19 protein-coding genes are annotated in these 16,216 nt (G+C 43.5%); 15 read left to right on the forward strand and 4 right to left on the reverse strand.

Annotated features, from left to right (window positions below):
* Window positions 1–270 precede the first annotated feature (270 nt).
* The 4 genes from ACSLP7_RS01130 to ACSLP7_RS01145 all read right to left on the reverse strand — a co-directional run bounded on the left by ACSLP7_RS01130 (window position 271) and on the right by ACSLP7_RS01145 (window position 2,225).
* Window positions 271–531 carry a hypothetical protein gene (locus ACSLP7_RS01130; protein ID WP_435577603.1) on the reverse strand — a complete coding sequence of 87 codons (261 nt, stop codon included), beginning with the start codon at window positions 529–531 and terminating at the stop codon, window positions 271–273.
* A 116-nt stretch (window positions 532–647) separates the two neighbouring features.
* Entirely contained in the window at window positions 648–1,610 is a 963-nt protein-coding gene (locus ACSLP7_RS01135; RefSeq protein ID WP_435577604.1) for a sodium-dependent bicarbonate transport family permease, read from the reverse strand.
* 26 nt (window positions 1,611–1,636) lie between these two features.
* Window positions 1,637–1,933 carry a hypothetical protein gene (locus ACSLP7_RS01140; RefSeq protein ID WP_272833183.1) on the reverse strand — a complete coding sequence of 99 codons (297 nt, stop codon included), beginning with the start codon at window positions 1,931–1,933 and terminating at the stop codon, window positions 1,637–1,639.
* Window positions 1,934–1,943: 10 nt separating this feature from the next.
* Window positions 1,944–2,225: a hypothetical protein gene (locus ACSLP7_RS01145; RefSeq protein ID WP_435577605.1), complete on the reverse strand. Its 282-nt coding sequence runs from the start codon at window positions 2,223–2,225 to the stop codon at window positions 1,944–1,946.
* An 89-nt stretch (window positions 2,226–2,314) separates the two neighbouring features.
* On the opposite strand from ACSLP7_RS01145, the gene ACSLP7_RS01150 reads away from it, so the two are divergent.
* From ACSLP7_RS01150 to lepB, 15 genes are all read left to right on the forward strand, one after another.
* Entirely contained in the window at window positions 2,315–3,238 is a 924-nt protein-coding gene (locus tag ACSLP7_RS01150; protein ID WP_435577606.1) for a LysR substrate-binding domain-containing protein, read from the forward strand.
* Window positions 3,239–3,280: 42 nt separating this feature from the next.
* Complete coding sequence (locus ACSLP7_RS01155) at window positions 3,281–4,405, forward strand: PQQ-dependent sugar dehydrogenase (RefSeq protein ID WP_435577607.1); 1,125 nt, start codon at window positions 3,281–3,283, stop codon at window positions 4,403–4,405.
* 21 nt (window positions 4,406–4,426) lie between these two features.
* Window positions 4,427–4,888 carry a c-type cytochrome gene (locus ACSLP7_RS01160; RefSeq protein WP_435577608.1) on the forward strand — a complete coding sequence of 154 codons (462 nt, stop codon included), beginning with the start codon at window positions 4,427–4,429 and terminating at the stop codon, window positions 4,886–4,888.
* A gap of 71 nt (window positions 4,889–4,959) precedes the next feature.
* Window positions 4,960–5,571, forward strand: a complete 612-nt coding sequence (gene udk, locus ACSLP7_RS01165) for a uridine kinase (RefSeq protein WP_435577609.1) — start codon at window positions 4,960–4,962, stop codon at window positions 5,569–5,571.
* Complete coding sequence (locus ACSLP7_RS01170; protein ID WP_435577610.1) at window positions 5,568–5,900, forward strand: FtsB family cell division protein; 333 nt, start codon at window positions 5,568–5,570, stop codon at window positions 5,898–5,900. Before udk ends, ACSLP7_RS01170 begins: the two co-directional genes overlap by 4 nt.
* Window positions 5,897–7,267 carry a methylmalonyl-CoA mutase subunit beta gene (locus tag ACSLP7_RS01175; RefSeq protein WP_435577611.1) on the forward strand — a complete coding sequence of 457 codons (1,371 nt, stop codon included), beginning with the start codon at window positions 5,897–5,899 and terminating at the stop codon, window positions 7,265–7,267. The genes ACSLP7_RS01170 and ACSLP7_RS01175 overlap by 4 nt, the downstream gene beginning before the upstream one ends.
* Window positions 7,260–7,859, forward strand: a complete 600-nt coding sequence (locus tag ACSLP7_RS01180; protein WP_435577612.1) for a hypothetical protein — start codon at window positions 7,260–7,262, stop codon at window positions 7,857–7,859. Before ACSLP7_RS01175 ends, ACSLP7_RS01180 begins: the two co-directional genes overlap by 8 nt.
* The gene (gene scpA, locus ACSLP7_RS01185; RefSeq protein ID WP_435577613.1) at window positions 7,852–9,978 is read left to right on the forward strand and encodes a methylmalonyl-CoA mutase; all 2,127 of its coding nucleotides are present in this window, start codon (window positions 7,852–7,854) and stop codon (window positions 9,976–9,978) included. The genes ACSLP7_RS01180 and scpA overlap by 8 nt, the downstream gene beginning before the upstream one ends.
* 3 nt (window positions 9,979–9,981) lie before the next feature.
* The gene (locus ACSLP7_RS01190; RefSeq protein WP_435577614.1) at window positions 9,982–10,524 is read left to right on the forward strand and encodes a GNAT family N-acetyltransferase; all 543 of its coding nucleotides are present in this window, start codon (window positions 9,982–9,984) and stop codon (window positions 10,522–10,524) included.
* Between the two features lie 61 nt (window positions 10,525–10,585).
* Window positions 10,586–11,467: an SDR family oxidoreductase gene (locus ACSLP7_RS01195; RefSeq protein ID WP_435577615.1), complete on the forward strand. Its 882-nt coding sequence runs from the start codon at window positions 10,586–10,588 to the stop codon at window positions 11,465–11,467.
* 161 nt (window positions 11,468–11,628) lie between these two features.
* A complete protein-coding gene (locus tag ACSLP7_RS01200; protein ID WP_291185976.1) occupies window positions 11,629–12,396 on the forward strand; it encodes a ParA family protein in 768 nt (255 codons plus the stop codon).
* Window positions 12,396–13,292 (forward strand): ParB/RepB/Spo0J family partition protein, encoded by an 897-nt coding sequence (locus tag ACSLP7_RS01205; RefSeq protein WP_435577616.1) that lies wholly within the window; start codon window positions 12,396–12,398, stop codon window positions 13,290–13,292. Before ACSLP7_RS01200 ends, ACSLP7_RS01205 begins: the two co-directional genes overlap by 1 nt.
* On the forward strand, window positions 13,282–13,878 hold the full coding sequence (locus tag ACSLP7_RS01210) for a DUF5683 domain-containing protein (RefSeq protein WP_435577617.1): 597 nt from the start codon (window positions 13,282–13,284) through the stop codon (window positions 13,876–13,878). Before ACSLP7_RS01205 ends, ACSLP7_RS01210 begins: the two co-directional genes overlap by 11 nt.
* Window positions 13,875–14,576 (forward strand): 4-hydroxy-tetrahydrodipicolinate reductase, encoded by a 702-nt coding sequence (dapB, locus tag ACSLP7_RS01215; RefSeq protein ID WP_435577618.1) that lies wholly within the window; start codon window positions 13,875–13,877, stop codon window positions 14,574–14,576. Before ACSLP7_RS01210 ends, dapB begins: the two co-directional genes overlap by 4 nt.
* Window positions 14,577–14,629: 53 nt before the next feature.
* On the forward strand, window positions 14,630–16,216 hold the full coding sequence (gene lepB, locus ACSLP7_RS01220) for a signal peptidase I (RefSeq protein ID WP_435577619.1): 1,587 nt from the start codon (window positions 14,630–14,632) through the stop codon (window positions 16,214–16,216).

Below are 16,216 nucleotides of genomic sequence, written 5' to 3' on the forward strand. Positions count from 1 at the left end.
TGGTCAAGCCCAGAAGCAAGGCGCCAGTCAAGCCAGTACTGTAATCATCAGGTTCTGAAACAGGTTTTCTAATATTGCCAGAATACCCCAAATCTAAAAGAGTATTTTTCATTTAAGATATAGTCGAGTTCCGCATCAACACCAAAATAGTTACCAAGGTTCACCGAAAAGGTGCCATAAAATGCGTTCTGCTGGGTTTGTGCCAGGCCTATAGTCGTAAAAAATCCCAAAAGCAAGAAGAGTTTCCTTGTCATAGTATCTTTTCTCTTACTACCTGCGTTGTATCACTAGCATTGTGGTGACCATTATCGGTATCAAAATGGCTACAGCCAATATTGCGTATTTCAATACGGCGAACTCATAATAAAGCTCATAAGGTATGAACGCATATTTGCGTTCAATGGCTTCTATTTTTACATCGATAATTGGCTTGTATCGATCAAAAACCCAAAAGACTCCAAACAATACAAGGCTCGTAATATAGAGCAGTACAATACGGAGTTTTCTAGATTTTACACGATGCAGTACCAAAAGGGTAGCAAGTTTTTCTTTTAAAGATAGAAATTTCTTGGTCCCGACTTGAAAGAAATCGGTCTAAACAAAAAACCACGGCTAATGCAGCCGTGGTCACTTGAAGGCTTGATTATTTAGTTTATCCAGGTTATAAAAATGAGATACAAAGGCATCCCCAAAGTAATATTGAACGGAAAGGTCACTCCTAAGGCCATGGGCAAATACAAACTCGGATTTGCCTTTGGTGCTGCCAGTTGCATAGCCGCTGGTACCGCAATATAAGAAGCACTACCTGCAAGAATACTGAACAGGAACTGATTTCCAATATTGTCTGTAAATAGCGAACTTATATAGGCCGCAGTCAATCCATTGACAATTGGAACAACAATTGAAAAGAGCACAGCAAACTTTCCTTTTTTCAAGAAGCTTTTAAGCTTTTTCCCAGAGGTGATCCCCATGTCCAGTAAGAATACCGCTAGAAACCCTTTAAAAATGTCTGTGGTGAAGGGTTTGATTCCCTGAGCCTGCTCGTCACTGGCCAAAAGCCCTATGATCAAGCTTCCCATAATAAGCAGTACCGATCCGTTGGTTACCGCATGCTTGACATGCTCACCTACCTTGGGTTTTCCACGTGCGGCGCTAAAGAGAGCAATCAGTAAAACACCCACTACTATAGACGGCGCTTCCATCAGGGCCATCACTGCCACCATATGCCCACCAAATGCAATGTGTTCCATCTCTAAAAAAGAAATGGCCGTTACAAAGGTCACAGCACTTACCGAGCCGTAGGAGGCAGCAATTGCTCCTGAATTTGAAACATCAAAACGCTGTCTTAATATGAAAAATGCGATTAGCGGAATAACGGTGGCAAGAACAACACCAAACAAGAGGGAGTATCCTATTTCAGCACTCCAATCACTGTGTGAGAGCTCTTGTCCACCCTTAAACCCTATTGAGAATAACAAATAGAGTGATATGAATTTTGCGGAGTTCGACGGTATGGCCAAATCGCTTTTAAGTTGTACTGCAATGATCCCTAGAAAGAAAAATAAAAGCGCGGGATTGGTTAGATTGTCGATCAGCAGATGCAAGTCCATAATCTCTGTGTGGCTAACTCTTAAGATTAATCCTCAATTAATTCTAGTTCGATTGTACCGTTGATACGGAATCGTTTTTGTGTTGACTCTTTAAGATTGATGAATTCACGAGCGTTGCGCTTTTCTGCCTCCAATTCTTGGATGCGTCCGTCAGGAAAACGCGTGTCTGCGCATAGGTCTCCTTCACAAGCCGTAAGGCGTTGCAGTTTGTGGAAGTTGATCTTTTCATTAAGCAAAGCGTTGATAAGATCTTGAGCCTCTTGAGCAGAGAATGTTCCGTCAATGAGTCTAAATTTTTGTAATACCGGCGTTAGAGTTTCCATAGTTTCTGATTTATTTTCTTGAATTTTTATTGATGGCGCGCAGTTCTGCGCGAAAGCTTTGACGTTCTGTCTGTGCAATGATCATTACACAACTCAAAATGAAGCCTACAGTGAGTAATTCGGTCATAAAAAGTCCTCCTGTTGCCGCAGAAGCATTGAGCAAAAAACCAAAGCCGATCAATCCGCAAACAATTGGCATTTGCTTTTTTAGCATTGCCCACAGTCTTTTTGACTTGTCTTTTAACATGCTTACTCTAACACTTTGATTAGAAGGCATTAAGAGGTTATTCATGACTTTTTCATTTTATTTTGCTGCAAATATCCTGTGAAATAATTATATATTTTTATTTATCTTTATAATGCTTTACATAAATCATTGTTATGAATTACACTTTGCATCAACTGCAGATTTTCTTGAAGATTGCTGAATTAAAGAGCATTACCAAGGCATCCGAGGCACTCTATTTAACCCAGCCAGCGGTGAGTATTCAGCTTAAAAAATTTCAGGATCAGTTCTCAATTCCCCTAACAGAAATTGTAGGGCGCCAACTTTATGTGACTGATTTTGGCCATGAAATTGCAGAAGCAGCGCAGACTATTTTGGAACAAGTGGAGCAGATCAATTACAAGAGCCAGGCCTTTCAAGGACAGATCTCGGGTAAGTTGAAGATCTCAATTGTTTCTACTGCTAAGTATTTGATGCCGTATTTTCTCTCTGAATTCATGCAGCAAAACCCGGCGGTTGATCTGATTATGAATGTGACTAATAAGGCCACGGTAGTAGACAGTTTAGAAAACAATGAAGTGGATTTTGCGATGGTTTCTGTAATTCCAGACCAGATCAAACTGGAACGCGTGGAACTCATGCAAAACAAATTATTCCTAGTTGGCGGAAAACGCTACGAAAACGACGGTAGACCGAGCGGAAAAAAGGTTCTTACCGAACTGCCTTTGATTTACCGAGAAAAGGGCTCAGCTACACGCGCCGCCATGGAGGAATTCATCAGCAAAAACAAACTCCCTACATATAAGAAATTTAGCTTGCAGTCCAATGAAGCGCTCAAACAGGCGGTGATCTCGGGTATTGGTTACTCCATTATGCCGCTCATCGGGATCAAGAATGATTTGAGCAATGGCGATCTGCAGATCATTCCCTACAAAGGACTACCGGTAAAGACCAATTGGAATCTGGTTTGGCGATCCGCCAAAAAACTATCGCCTGTTGCTCAGGCTTATCTCGACTACGTCAACAGCAATAAGGACCGTATAATCAACGATACCTTTGACTGGTTTGAGAGCTATTGATTGGCTGCTCTAGAATTTGTAAATTAGAATAAAATTAAACCCATGCGTTTTGTAGTATTGGTGCTCAGTGCAGCGCTACTTTTTAGCTGCCGCTCAGAATCTCAGAATCAAGAGAACACCTTGGCCTTAGACAACGGTAATTCCAGTACTTACCGCATTGAAACGGTAGTTCCTGAACTCTCCAATCCTTGGGGCATGACCTGGATGCCGGACGGTTCCATGCTCATTACGGAGAAGGGCGGAGAACTCATTCACTTTAAAAACGGACAAAAGATCTTTATTGAGAATCTTCCGGACATCTATGTTCGAGGTCAAGGCGGATTTTTAGATGTGGCTCTCCACCCAGACTACGCCAATAACGGCTGGATCTATTTTACTCATGCCTCCAGAGAAGGCGGTGGTGATGGCGGAAACACCAAACTGATCCGCGCCAAGCTCGACGGAAATAAGCTAACAAACATAGAATCTCTTTACAAAGCGATGCCCAATTCTACAAAGGGGCAGCACTTTGGATCTCGTATTGCCTTTGACGCTGAGGGCTTTGTATACTTCAGTGTTGGAGATCGAGGAAATCGCGATGTGAATCCGCAGGACATTAAAAGAGACAACGGCAAGATCTATCGTTTATACGATGACGGCCGTATTCCAGACGATAATCCTTTTGTTGGCGTTGCTGGAGCCAAGGAAGCTATTTTTTCTTATGGACACAGAAACCCTCAAGGCATGGACGTTCACCCAGTAACCGGAGACATTTGGACCCATGAGCATGGCCCGAAAGGAGGAGATGAAGTCAACATCATTAAAAAAGGAGCAAATTATGGTTGGCCTGTGATCTCTTACGGGGTGAACTACAGCGGAACCTCCTTTACAGATAAGACCGAGCAAGAAGGTATGGAAGCTCCCCTTCATTATTGGGTTCCTTCCATCGCGCCTTGTGGAATGGCCTTTGTCACTGGAGATAAGTTTCCGCAGTGGAAAAACGATCTCTTGGTAGGCAGCTTGAAATTCAACTATGTAGAACTGCTTAAATTGGATGGAGATCGTGTTATTGGCCGGGAAAAGATCGCAGACGGAATTGGTCGTGTTCGTAATGTTAGAATCGGGCCAAATGGTTATATTTACATCGCTCTGGAAGGCCAGGGAATTGTACGATTACTACCCAATTAAACATCAATTAACTCAATCAACATGAAAAAATTATTGCTCATCGCCACAGTGTTTGCCACTTTAATCGCTTGTAAATCCGAACAAAAAGAAGAAAGTGACCAAGGTTCTGGTGTAAAATTGGGCGGTCAGAAAACCTCTGCGAGCAAAGCAGACCTCAAAGCGAGTATGGAACGCGGAGAAGCGGTATATACCAGTCTTTGTGTAGCTTGCCATATGGGTAACGGTCAAGGTGTTAAGGGAGCATTTCCGCCGTTGGATGGATCCAACTGGCTTACCGAAAAACGCGCAGAAAGTATCCACAGTGTTAAATACGGACAACAAGGAGAAATTGTAGTGAACGGAGAAACCTATAATGGCGTTATGGCTCCATTAGGACTCAGTGATCAAGAAGTAGCCGATGTACTCAACTACGTCATGAACTCTTGGAGCAACAAACAAGACAAAATGGTTACCGTTGACGAAGTCAAAGCAGTGACAAAATAAGCCTAGAAACAGCCCTGTTTCAAGAGAATAAAATCGCCAAAAGTCCTACTTTTGCATAAACATTAACACGCATGTTGATTATTGGCATTGCCGGAGGAACTGGAAGCGGAAAAACCACTGTAGTCAATCAAATTGTTGAGGAACTACCAGCGGCGGAATTGGCCGTTATTACTCAGGATTCCTATTATAAAGACACCAGCGATCTCACTTATGAGCAACGGGTAAAGATCAACTTTGATCACCCCAATTCTATTGATTTCCCTTTATTGATTGAGCACGTAAAGGCTTTAAAATCCGGGCAACCCATTGCCCAACCGGTCTACTCGTTCAAAGAGCACAACCGCACTGGAGAAACTGTTGCGATTGCACCCATGCCCGTGATCATTGTAGAAGGGATTTTGGTACTTTCTCAACCAGAATTGCGGGACCTCTTTGATATTAAGATCTTTGTAGATACAGATTCTGACGAACGTTTGATTCGCCGTTTGAAGCGCGATATCTGTGAACGCGGAAGAGATCTCAATGAGGTTTTGGAGCGATATCAGACTACGCTCAAACCGATGCATCAGCAGTTCATAGAACCCAGCAAGGCGCATGCGGACATGATTATACCTACGCATCGTTATAATACGGTTGCCGTAGATATCGTTAGAACCATAATTAGTGAGCGATTGTCTTCATGAAAAAAAGGTTCGAGCATATCACCTCAAGCAAATGGTTTAAATGGTTGACCAACAAATATGTGTTGATCGCTTTGATCTTTGCGGTTTGGATGCTCGCTTTCGATTCTAATAACTTCTTCATTCATCAAGAGCTCAATGAAGAGATTGAAACTTTGGAAGGAACTACGGAGAAGTATCAGCAAGACATTCAAGACGATAAAAAACAGCTGGAAAAACTCCAAGACACCAACGAGCTTGAAAAATATGGCCGAGAAGCCTACTATTTGAAAAAAGAGAACGAAGATATTTTTATAATCACTCACGAAGACAGCACCGATCAAAAACCATGAGCGATAAGTTATTTGAGCAGTTCCAAGGCATATCCGCCAAACAATGGAAGCAGAGTATTCAGGCTGGCTTAAGAGGCGCTGATTACAACGACACCTTGCTAACGCAGACTCCAGAAGGCATCACCATTAAGCCTTTTTACAATTCAGAGACTACCCCAGAGGCAGTTTCTGGTTTGAGATATCCGGAGCAATGGTCAGTGACCCAAGCCGTTTTTGTTCACGATACACGAATAGCTCGCGGCTTAATCTTAAAAAGTATTCAAGGTGGCGCGGAAGCCGTTTTATTAGAGGCTGCAGAAGCTTTTGATCCTGAAGCTTTGTTTGAAGGTTTGTCCTTAGAAGGAATCACGATCTATTGTGATTTCAACTCACAAGATGCCGATTTCTTTGAAAAATTCGCTGCAGCTGCTGCCGCGAGCGGTGCTAGTTTTCATTTAGGGATCGACATCATAGGAAACTTGGTCAAAACTGGTAATTGGGGAACTGAAAAGGAAGCAGATCATCAATTAATGGAAGCTGCTTTGAAGATAACGTCAAGTTCCGCTTTATGCATAACGGCCAGCCATTATGGAAATGCTGGTGTTAATGCGGTGCAAGAATTGGCCTATGCCCTAGCCCACACCAACGAATACTTGAATTACTTAGAACAGTCTGGACTTTTAAAGGATGACTTGGCCATCAACTACCGCTGGTCTATTGGTGCAAACTATTTTATGGAGATTGCCAAGTTTAGAGCTTTTAGACAGCTGCTCGACACTTTAAGTGATTTGTACAACATTGCCTTGAACGACACTCATTTGGCACGTCCATCAAGCAGAAACAAGACAATTTACGATCCCAATGTGAACATGCTCAGAACTACTACCGAATGCATGAGCGCTGTCTTAGGAGGCGTAGATGCTGTTTGCAACTTACCCTACGATGCGGTGTACCATAAAAGCAATGAGTTTGGAGAACGCATTTCTAGAAATCAACTCCTGATATTAAAGCACGAAAGTTACTTTGATCAGGTGACCAATGCTGCAGATGGTGCTTATTATATAGAAGATCTAAGTCAGCAGTTGGCAGAAAAGGCATTGGAACTTTTCAAACAAATTGAAGCTTCTGGAGGTTTTGTCAAAGCCTTATTTGCCGGGACCATACAAAGAAAGATCAGAGAGCAGGCGCAAAATGCGCAAGACGCATTTGATTCTGGAGCCAAGGCTCTTTTAGGAACCAACCTGTATCCGAATGGGGAAGAAAAAGTGAGTCAAACCTTGGAACTCTACCCCTTTTTAAAACAAGAAGCACGTAAAACAGTTATCGAACCTTTGATCATCAAAAGAATTGCAGAAAGTCATGAAAAAAATCGTTTGGACAATGAGTAAGAATTTCGGGCTAATTGCCTTATTGAGTTTGTTTTTGATAGGTTGTCAGGAGCCTATGGAATATCGCTACGCAGATCAGCCGCAACCGGTAACCTGTAGTGGAGCAAACCTCAAGCTGATGCATGAAGCGCTTTACGCCTTTGAATTTGCTATTTCTGAGCATTACAATTTTAGAAATTACAGTCCAACCACTCCAGTTTACAAGGAAAACGGTTACGCTCAGTTTATGTATTCAGGAATTAATAACACCGCTCCTTTTGTGGATATCATGGATGAGCACTCACAGACTGTAGCAAAAGTTTTAAGTGAGCAAGACGAACTTTGGGTGATCAAAGATGATCAATACCAAGTGAACTATAAAGGCGAGTTTGTTGCCTGTTTGGTAACTAAAATTGAGGATCAAGAAATTAGAGAGATCCTTCAGTCTTTAATTGCTGCGGATGCTATTGAGGCGCGTTTATTATCTCCGCCTTTGAGAAAACGTGCAGTGAATACGGTAGACGACCCGGAACTGGCTATGATCGTTGCCTTGGAGGCCTACTATAAAAATTTACTAAACCGCAATTTGCACTTAAGCTATAGCAATGAGTAGAAAAGACGTTCAGCATCTGAGTCTTAAAAGCGTTAAAGCTGCTCCTCAAAAGGTGAAGACCTTTGGGACTGCTGAGGATATTACTGTAAAATCTCATTACACCAAACAAGACACTGCTGGTTTAAAGCATCTGGATTTTGCGGCTGGGATCGCGCCAAATTTACGCGGCCCCTACCCGACCATGTATGTGCAGCGTCCTTGGACCATTAGACAGTATGCTGGTTTTTCTACTGCGGAAGAAAGCAACGCCTTTTACCGCAGAAACCTGGCCGCAGGTCAGAAAGGACTATCCGTAGCCTTTGATTTGCCAACCCACCGCGGATACGACAGTGATCACGAGCGCGTTGTTGGTGATGTTGGAAAAGCAGGTGTGGCCATTGATAGCGTTGAGGATATGAAGATCCTCTTTGACGGAATTCCCTTGGACAAAATGAGCGTCTCCATGACCATGAATGGTGCTGTACTGCCCATTATGGCCTTCTATATTGTTGCAGCACAAGAGCAGGGCGTTTCCTTGGAACAACTCTCTGGAACCATTCAGAATGACATCTTGAAGGAATTTATGGTGCGGAATACCTATATCTACCCGCCAACACCTTCCATGAAGATCATCTCTGACATTTTTGAGTTCACTTCTGGAAACATGCCTAAATTCAATTCCATCAGTATTTCTGGGTATCATATGCAGGAAGCTGGAGCCACTTGTGATATTGAGTTGGCTTATACCCTTGCTGACGGTTTGGAATATATCCGCACAGGAATCGCGGCAGGCATGGACATTGACAGTTTTGCCCCTCGATTGTCCTTTTTCTGGGCCGTTGGGATGAATCATTTTATGGAAATTGCTAAAATGCGCGCCGGGCGCATGCTTTGGGCAAAGATCGTTTCTGAGTTCAATCCGAAGAACCCAAAATCATTGGCACTGAGAACACACAGCCAAACCAGTGGCTGGAGTCTTACGGAACAAGATCCGTTCAACAACGTAGCGCGTACCTGTGTAGAGGCAGCGGCAGCCGCTTTTGGCGGCACACAATCTTTGCATACCAATGCCCTCGATGAGGCCATTGCCTTGCCAACGGACTTTTCTGCACGTATTGCACGAAACACACAAATCTTTTTACAGCAAGAGACCAGCATTACCAAAACCGTGGACCCCTGGGCTGGAAGTTACTATGTAGAAAGTCTTACCAATGATATTGCCGAAAAGGCCTGGGCCTTGATTCAAGAAGTTGAAGAGCTTGGCGGCATGACTAAAGCCATTGAAGCAGGTATCCCAAAACTTCGCATTGAAGAAGCGGCAGCTCGCAAACAAGCGCGAATCGACAGCGGACAAGATGTGATCGTTGGCGTGAATAAATACCGCTTGGAACAAGAGGATCCATTACACATTTTAGATGTAGATAACCAAAAAGTACGCGCAGCTCAAATGGAGCGATTGAGCAACATTAAAGCCGAGCGGAACAATGAAGCAGTCGAAGCCTGTTTAAAACGATTGACTGCAGCAGCAGAATCGGGTGAAGAAAATTTACTAGCTTTAGCTGTAGAAGCAGCCAAAGAACGAGCAACCTTAGGAGAGATCAGCGATGCTCTGGAAGTATCCTTTGGACGCTACAAAGCACAAATCAGATCATTTAGCGGCGTGTACAGTAAAGAAATCAAGAAAGACCCAACTTTTGAAAAAGCGCGAGAAATGGCCGATCAGTTTGCAGAACTGGAAGGTCGCAGACCACGTATTATGATTGCAAAAATGGGCCAAGACGGACACGATCGTGGAGCTAAGGTAGTAGCTACCGGCTATGCCGACGTTGGCTTTGACGTGGATATCGGACCGCTGTTTCAAACACCGGCAGAAGCTGCCAAACAAGCCGTAGAAAATGATGTTCACATTCTAGGTGTATCCTCTTTAGCCGCTGGGCATAAGACATTGGTACCTCAAGTCGTTGAAGAGCTGAAAAAATACGGACGTGAGGACATTATGGTCATTGTAGGAGGAGTCATTCCGGTACAGGATTATGAATTCTTGTTTGAGGCTGGTGCTGTTGCAGTTTATGGCCCGGGAACACGAATTGCCGACGCTGCTATTGAGATGCTTGAGATCTTGATCGACTCAGTAAATTAAATCATGGAATACGTATTAAAATCAGAACGTCTCGGGTTTCGCCCTTGGACGCAAGGCGACTTGCCGCTTTTTAGGCTTTTGAATCAAGATGCCCGTGTAATGGCGCATTTTCCAAATACCTTACCGGAAGAACATGTTCAAATCTTCTTTCAGCGCTTGGCAGACAGTTACCGAGAAAACGGTTACTGCTACTTTGCAGTTGATCTGTTAGAAACATCCGAAGCCATTGGAATGATTGGACTGATGGATCAGAATTACGATTCAGACTTCACCCCTTCCGTAGACATTGGTTGGCGGATCAGTCCTGATCATTGGCGCAAAGGATATGCGTCAGAAGGCGCAGCGGTAATACTAGAAAATGCTAATAAGATTTGGGGACTCCAGGAGGTTTATGCCTTTGCCACTGAGAAAAATTTAGGTTCTATAAAGGTTATGGAACAAATCGGCATGGAATTCAAAGGGAGCTTTGATCACCCAAAATTAGAAGACTTCCCTGATCTGAAACGCTGTGTGGCCTATTTGTGGAAATCTGACAGCGGGAATTAATTTTATTATGCATGCATAGTAATTGCGGAGAAAACCGTAACTTTGAACAAAACAGCAAATCATGAATTATTCAGCTAAAATGATGCGCGACGACGCGCTAGCAGGAAAAGTAATTGTAGTTACCGGTGGTGGATCGGGATTGGGAAAATCCATGACCCGATACTTTTTGGAACTTGGTGCTAAAGTGGTCATCACTTCCAGAAACCAAGAGAAACTGGATGCTGCAAAGGCTGAACTGGAAGCTGAGACCGGTGGGCAAGTATTGCCCGTTGCTTGTGATGTTCGCGATTATGAAGCTGTTGAGAATGTACTAGCCAAGACCGTGGAAGCCTTTGGTAGCCCTGATATCTTAATGAACAATGCCGCAGGAAACTTCATTTCCCCTACGGAGCGTTTGTCTGCCAATGCCTTTGACACCATCATAGATATTGTCTTGAAGGGAACCAAGAACTGTACCTTGGCCTTCGGAAAATATTGGATCGCGCAAAAAGAAACTAACAAAACAGTATTGAACATTGTGACCACCTATGCATGGACAGGTTCATCTTACGTAGTACCAAGTGCTACAGCTAAAGCAGGTGTACTTGCCATGACCCGTTCTCTAGCTGTAGAATGGGCCAAATACGGCATTCGCTTTAATGCGATTGCTCCAGGGCCTTTCCCAACGAAAGGAGCTTGGGACCGACTGTTACCGGGTGACCTCAAGGAGAAATTCGATCTTGCCAAAAAAGTTCCACTAAACCGCGTTGGTGACCACCAAGAGTTGGCTAATTTGGCGGCTTATCTAGCCTCAGATTTCTCACATTATTTAAATGGAGAAGTAATTACCATTGACGGTGGAGAATGGTTAAAAGGTGCAGGACAATTCAATCTGCTTGAAGAAATTCCACAGGAAATGTGGGACATGCTAGAAATGATGATCCGCGCCAAAAAGAAAAAGTAGTCTAAGACTCAAAATTTGCTTTATTCTTGCTAAACCCAAGGCTGAAGGGCTGTTGAAAAGTTCTTTACGCCTTAGCGATGCTGTTCACTTCCTGTTAACAAGTAGGCTTTCCTAAACGGGCTAATAATTGTATTTTTAAATTCTCAAAACGAAGACTACTTATGGGTAAAATTATAGCTGTAGCCAATCAAAAGGGCGGTGTTGGGAAGACAACCACCTCTGTGAACTTGGCGGCATGTCTGGGAGTGTTGGAGCAAAAGGTTTTGCTTATCGACGCAGATCCACAGGCTAACAGCACCTCGGGCCTCGGAATTGACGTGGCTCAGGTCCAAAACGGAACCTACCAGCTCTTAGAGCATACAGTAGGCGCCGACGATGTTATCGTCCAAACAGATTCCCCCAATCTAGATTTAATCCCAGCGCATATCGATCTTGTTGCCATTGAAATCGAACTGGTTGACAAAGAAGCACGTGAGTATATGCTCAAACGCGCCATTGAAGATTTAAAGAATCGTTATGATTATATCATTATTGATTGCGCGCCCTCCTTAGGCCTTTTGACTTTAAATGCCTTGACCGCTGCCGATTCTGTGATCATTCCAATTCAATGTGAATACTTCGCATTAGAAGGACTGGGTAAGCTGTTGAACACCATCAAAAGTGTGCAAAAGATCCACAATGCAGAACTTGATATAGAAGGCCTTCTGCTCACCATGTATGACCAACGTCTACGCTTGAGCAATCAGGTTGTTGAAGAAGTGCGCAAGCACTTTGATCAAATGGTATTTGAGACAATTATCCAACGCAATGTGCGTTTAAGTGAAGCGCCGAGCTACGGGGAAAGCATCATTAGTTATGACGCAGGTAGTAAAGGTGCCAATAATTACTTAAGTTTGGCTCAAGAACTCATTGAAAAAAATAGCAATTAATGGCCAAGGCGACTAAAAAGCAGGCATTGGGACGCGGACTTTCGGCTTTGTTGAAAGATCCTGAAAACGATATTAAAGCCGTTGGTGACAAGAATGCCGATAAGGTTGTTGGTAATATTGTAGAGTTGGAACTCGATTTTATCGAGGTCAACCCGTTCCAGCCAAGAACGAGCTTCAATGAAGAGCAACTGCGCGAATTGGCAAGCTCTATTCGTGAGTTGGGTGTAATTCAACCCATCACGGTTCGCAAACTGGCCTTTAACAAATACCAATTGGTCTCTGGAGAGCGCAGGTTTCGCGCCTCAAAACTGATTGGCCTTACCACCATTCCCGCTTATATTCGCATTGCCAATGACCAAGAGTCTTTGGAAATGGCCTTGGTGGAGAATATCCAACGTCAAGACTTAGATCCTATTGAGATCGCCTTGTCTTATCAACGCCTTATTGAGGAGATCGATCTGACTCAAGAGGCACTCTCAGATCGTGTCGGTAAAAAACGCTCAACGATTGCGAATTATCTGCGATTGCTAAAGCTGGACCCCATCATTCAAACTGGAATGCGTGACGGTTTTATCAGCATGGGTCACGGACGCGCTTTGATCAATATAGACGATTCAGAAAGTCAATTGGATATTTATGAAAAGATCATTGACAAGAATCTTTCCGTACGCGCTACCGAAGCCTTAGTAAGATCTTTCAAAGATCCGTCAGCACCCGTCAAAGCCACCAAAGCGCTGCCTGCAGCTGCCAAGAAACAAAACGATATCCTAGGTTCATTTTTAAATGCCAAGACCAGCATCAATATGAACGCTAAAGGAAAAGGGAAGCTCGTAATTCCTTTTGACTCTGAAGCCGATCTAGAACGTATTGTCAAACGCATTCAAGGTGAGAATTAAGCATTTATTCCTTCTGTTTTTTGGGATAGTCACCACCCTAACCCATGCTCAAGACGACGAACTGGATGTTCGTGTTCAAGATACTGTGGTTGCCACTACAGGAACGATTTTGGATTACGATCCCCTGGCACCGTCTAAGGCAGCATTCTACTCTGCGGTACTCCCGGGATTGGGTCAGGCTTACAATAAAAAGTATTGGAAGATTCCTATAGTTTATGCTGGAATCGGTACTGGTATCTACTTTTGGATTCAACAGGATCAAGAGTACGATCGGTTTAGAAATGCCTTTAAACGCCGTTTGGCTGGATTTACCGATGATGAGTTCTTTGGAGATGGAGAAACGCCTTTGGTTTCTAATGATCGTTTGATCGATGCGCAAAGACAGGCTCAGAAGAACAAGGATATTAGCCTCATTGTCGCTGTAGCCTTTTATCTGATCAATATTGTTGATGCGAATGTAGATGCACACTTGCGTCAATACAACATCAACGATGATCTTTCACTCACACCTCAATTGCAGATCGATCCCGTCTCCACCCAAGCGAGTTATGGGTTATCACTGCGTTTCAATTTTGGACAACGATGAAAATAGCCTTACTCGGTTATGGGAAGATGGGACAAACCATTGAACGTCTCGCTGCAGCCCAAGGACATGAAATTGTAATAGCCACCAATGATAGCGCCTCTATTTCTGATTTCAACAATGCCGAGGTCGCCATTGATTTCTCAGTGCCAACAGCTGCTTACAACAACATAAAAAAAGCTCTTGAATCTGGGATCCCCGTGATTTCTGGTACTACGGGCTGGTTGGAAGAACTCCCGAGAATTGAAACCTATTGTCAAGAAAAAAAAGGAGCCTTTTTATACGCATCTAATTTTAGTGTGGGAGTGAATATCTTTTTCGCCATTAATCAAAAACTGGCGGAATTGATGGGACAGCAAGCACACTACGAACCCAGCATAACCGAAATCCACCATACGCAAAAACTGGATAAACCCAGTGGTACCGCGATCACCTTGGCAGACGCGGTATTAAAGTTTTCACAAAAACAGGCTTGGGCGTTACAAAACAATGATCCTGGCGACCTATGGATCGATTCCATTCGCGAAGGTGATGTCAAGGGCACGCATCATGTCAAATACCAATCAGCAGTAGATACGCTGACCATTAGTCATGAGGCCCACAGTAGAGACGGCTTTGCTCTAGGAGCCATTGTTGCCGCCAAGTGGATCATTGGAAAACAGGGCGTGTTTAGCATGCAGGATGTATTAAACCTGAGTTAAAGCCCTATATTTGAATCAAAATTATCGCTAATTAGCAGTCAAAATCGCTACGCATGACCTTAGAAGGACTTTTGATATTCATCCTAATTGTTCAAATCATACATTTTGCGGGTACTTGGAAGTTGTACCAAAAAGCGGGAAGACAAGCATGGGAAGCTGCTATACCGGTCTACAATGCAGTGATCTTAATGAAGATCATCAACCGACCTTGGTGGTATACCATTTTACTTTTTGTGCCTATTGTCAATCTGATCATGTTCCCCGTACTTTGGGTGGAAACACTACGTAGCTTTGGCAGAAATTCGAATGCAGACACCTATCTGGGCGTGCTTACTCTCGGGTTTTACATCTACTACATCAACTATTCTGTGGATGTTACTCACTTGCCAGATCGCAGCTTACAACCTACTACTTCAGCCGGAGAATGGATCAGCTCCATATTGTTTGCGATAGTTGCGGCCACCTTGGTGCATACTTACTTTATGCAGCCTTTTACCATTCCAACCTCATCCTTAGAAAAAACATTATTGGTTGGAGATTATCTCTTTGTAAGTAAGTTTCATTACGGAGCCCGCACACCGATGACTCCAATTGCATTCCCAATGGTTCATGACACCGTGCCTTTGGTAAATAGCAAATCATACAGTCCGCAGCTAAAAAGCCCTTATATGCGCATGCCGGGCTTTCAAAAGATCAAGCGCAACGACATTGTAGTATTTAACTGGCCCGTGGACACCGTGAACATTGTTAGTGCTCCTAATGATGGTAAATTCCACTACAAGCCAATTGACAAGAAGACTAACTACGTTAAGCGCTGTGTTGGACTCCCAGGAGATTCTATTGAAGTTCGAGACGGATATGTTTGGGTAAATGGGCGGCAAAACGTCCTACCGGATCGCGCTAAATTGCAGTTTGGCTATGTAGTTTATACCAAAGAAGCCTTAAGTGAAGGCGATATTGACTACATCAGAAAGCGCTTTGATATTACAGATATCATTCCAGAGTACCGACAGCCTAACACCTACTATATGCAGATAACGGATCCTGCCTTAGAGCAGTTCCGCAACTTTGCAAAAGTATTACAGGTAGAGTCTTTACGTAAATACGAAGAAGCTGGGAAATGGTCTCGAGGGATCTTTCCATATGATCCGCGCCACCCAAATAACAACGTTCATTTTGGACCGATTTACATTCCTCAAAAAGGAGCTACGGTAGCCATTACTCCAGAAAGTATTGGCTTTTACAAACGGATCATTGAAGTCTATGAAGGCTATGAGATGGGCGTGAGCAACACCATTCGCGTTACGCCAACAGAGGTACTTCTAAACGAGCGCCCGATTACGGAATACACCTTTGCCCAAGATTATTATTGGATGATGGGAGACAACCGAAACAACAGTGAGGATTCACGTACTTGGGGTTATGTACCATTCAACCACGTCGTTGGAAAGCCAGTCTTTGTTTGGATGAGTATTGACGGACAAGCTAAAGGTTTGGCCAATAAATTCCGATGGAAAAGGTTCTTTACTACCGTGGGTGGCTCTGGTGAACCGGTTTCCTATTTCATTCCGTTTCTTGGACTGTTAGTTGCATGGTTCATTTTCAATTTCTTTAGAAAACGCCGTAAACAACAGGCATAA

This window comes from Gilvibacter sp., from assembly GCF_965601605.1.
Taxonomy (GTDB): Bacteria; Bacteroidota; Bacteroidia; order Flavobacteriales; family Flavobacteriaceae; genus Gilvibacter.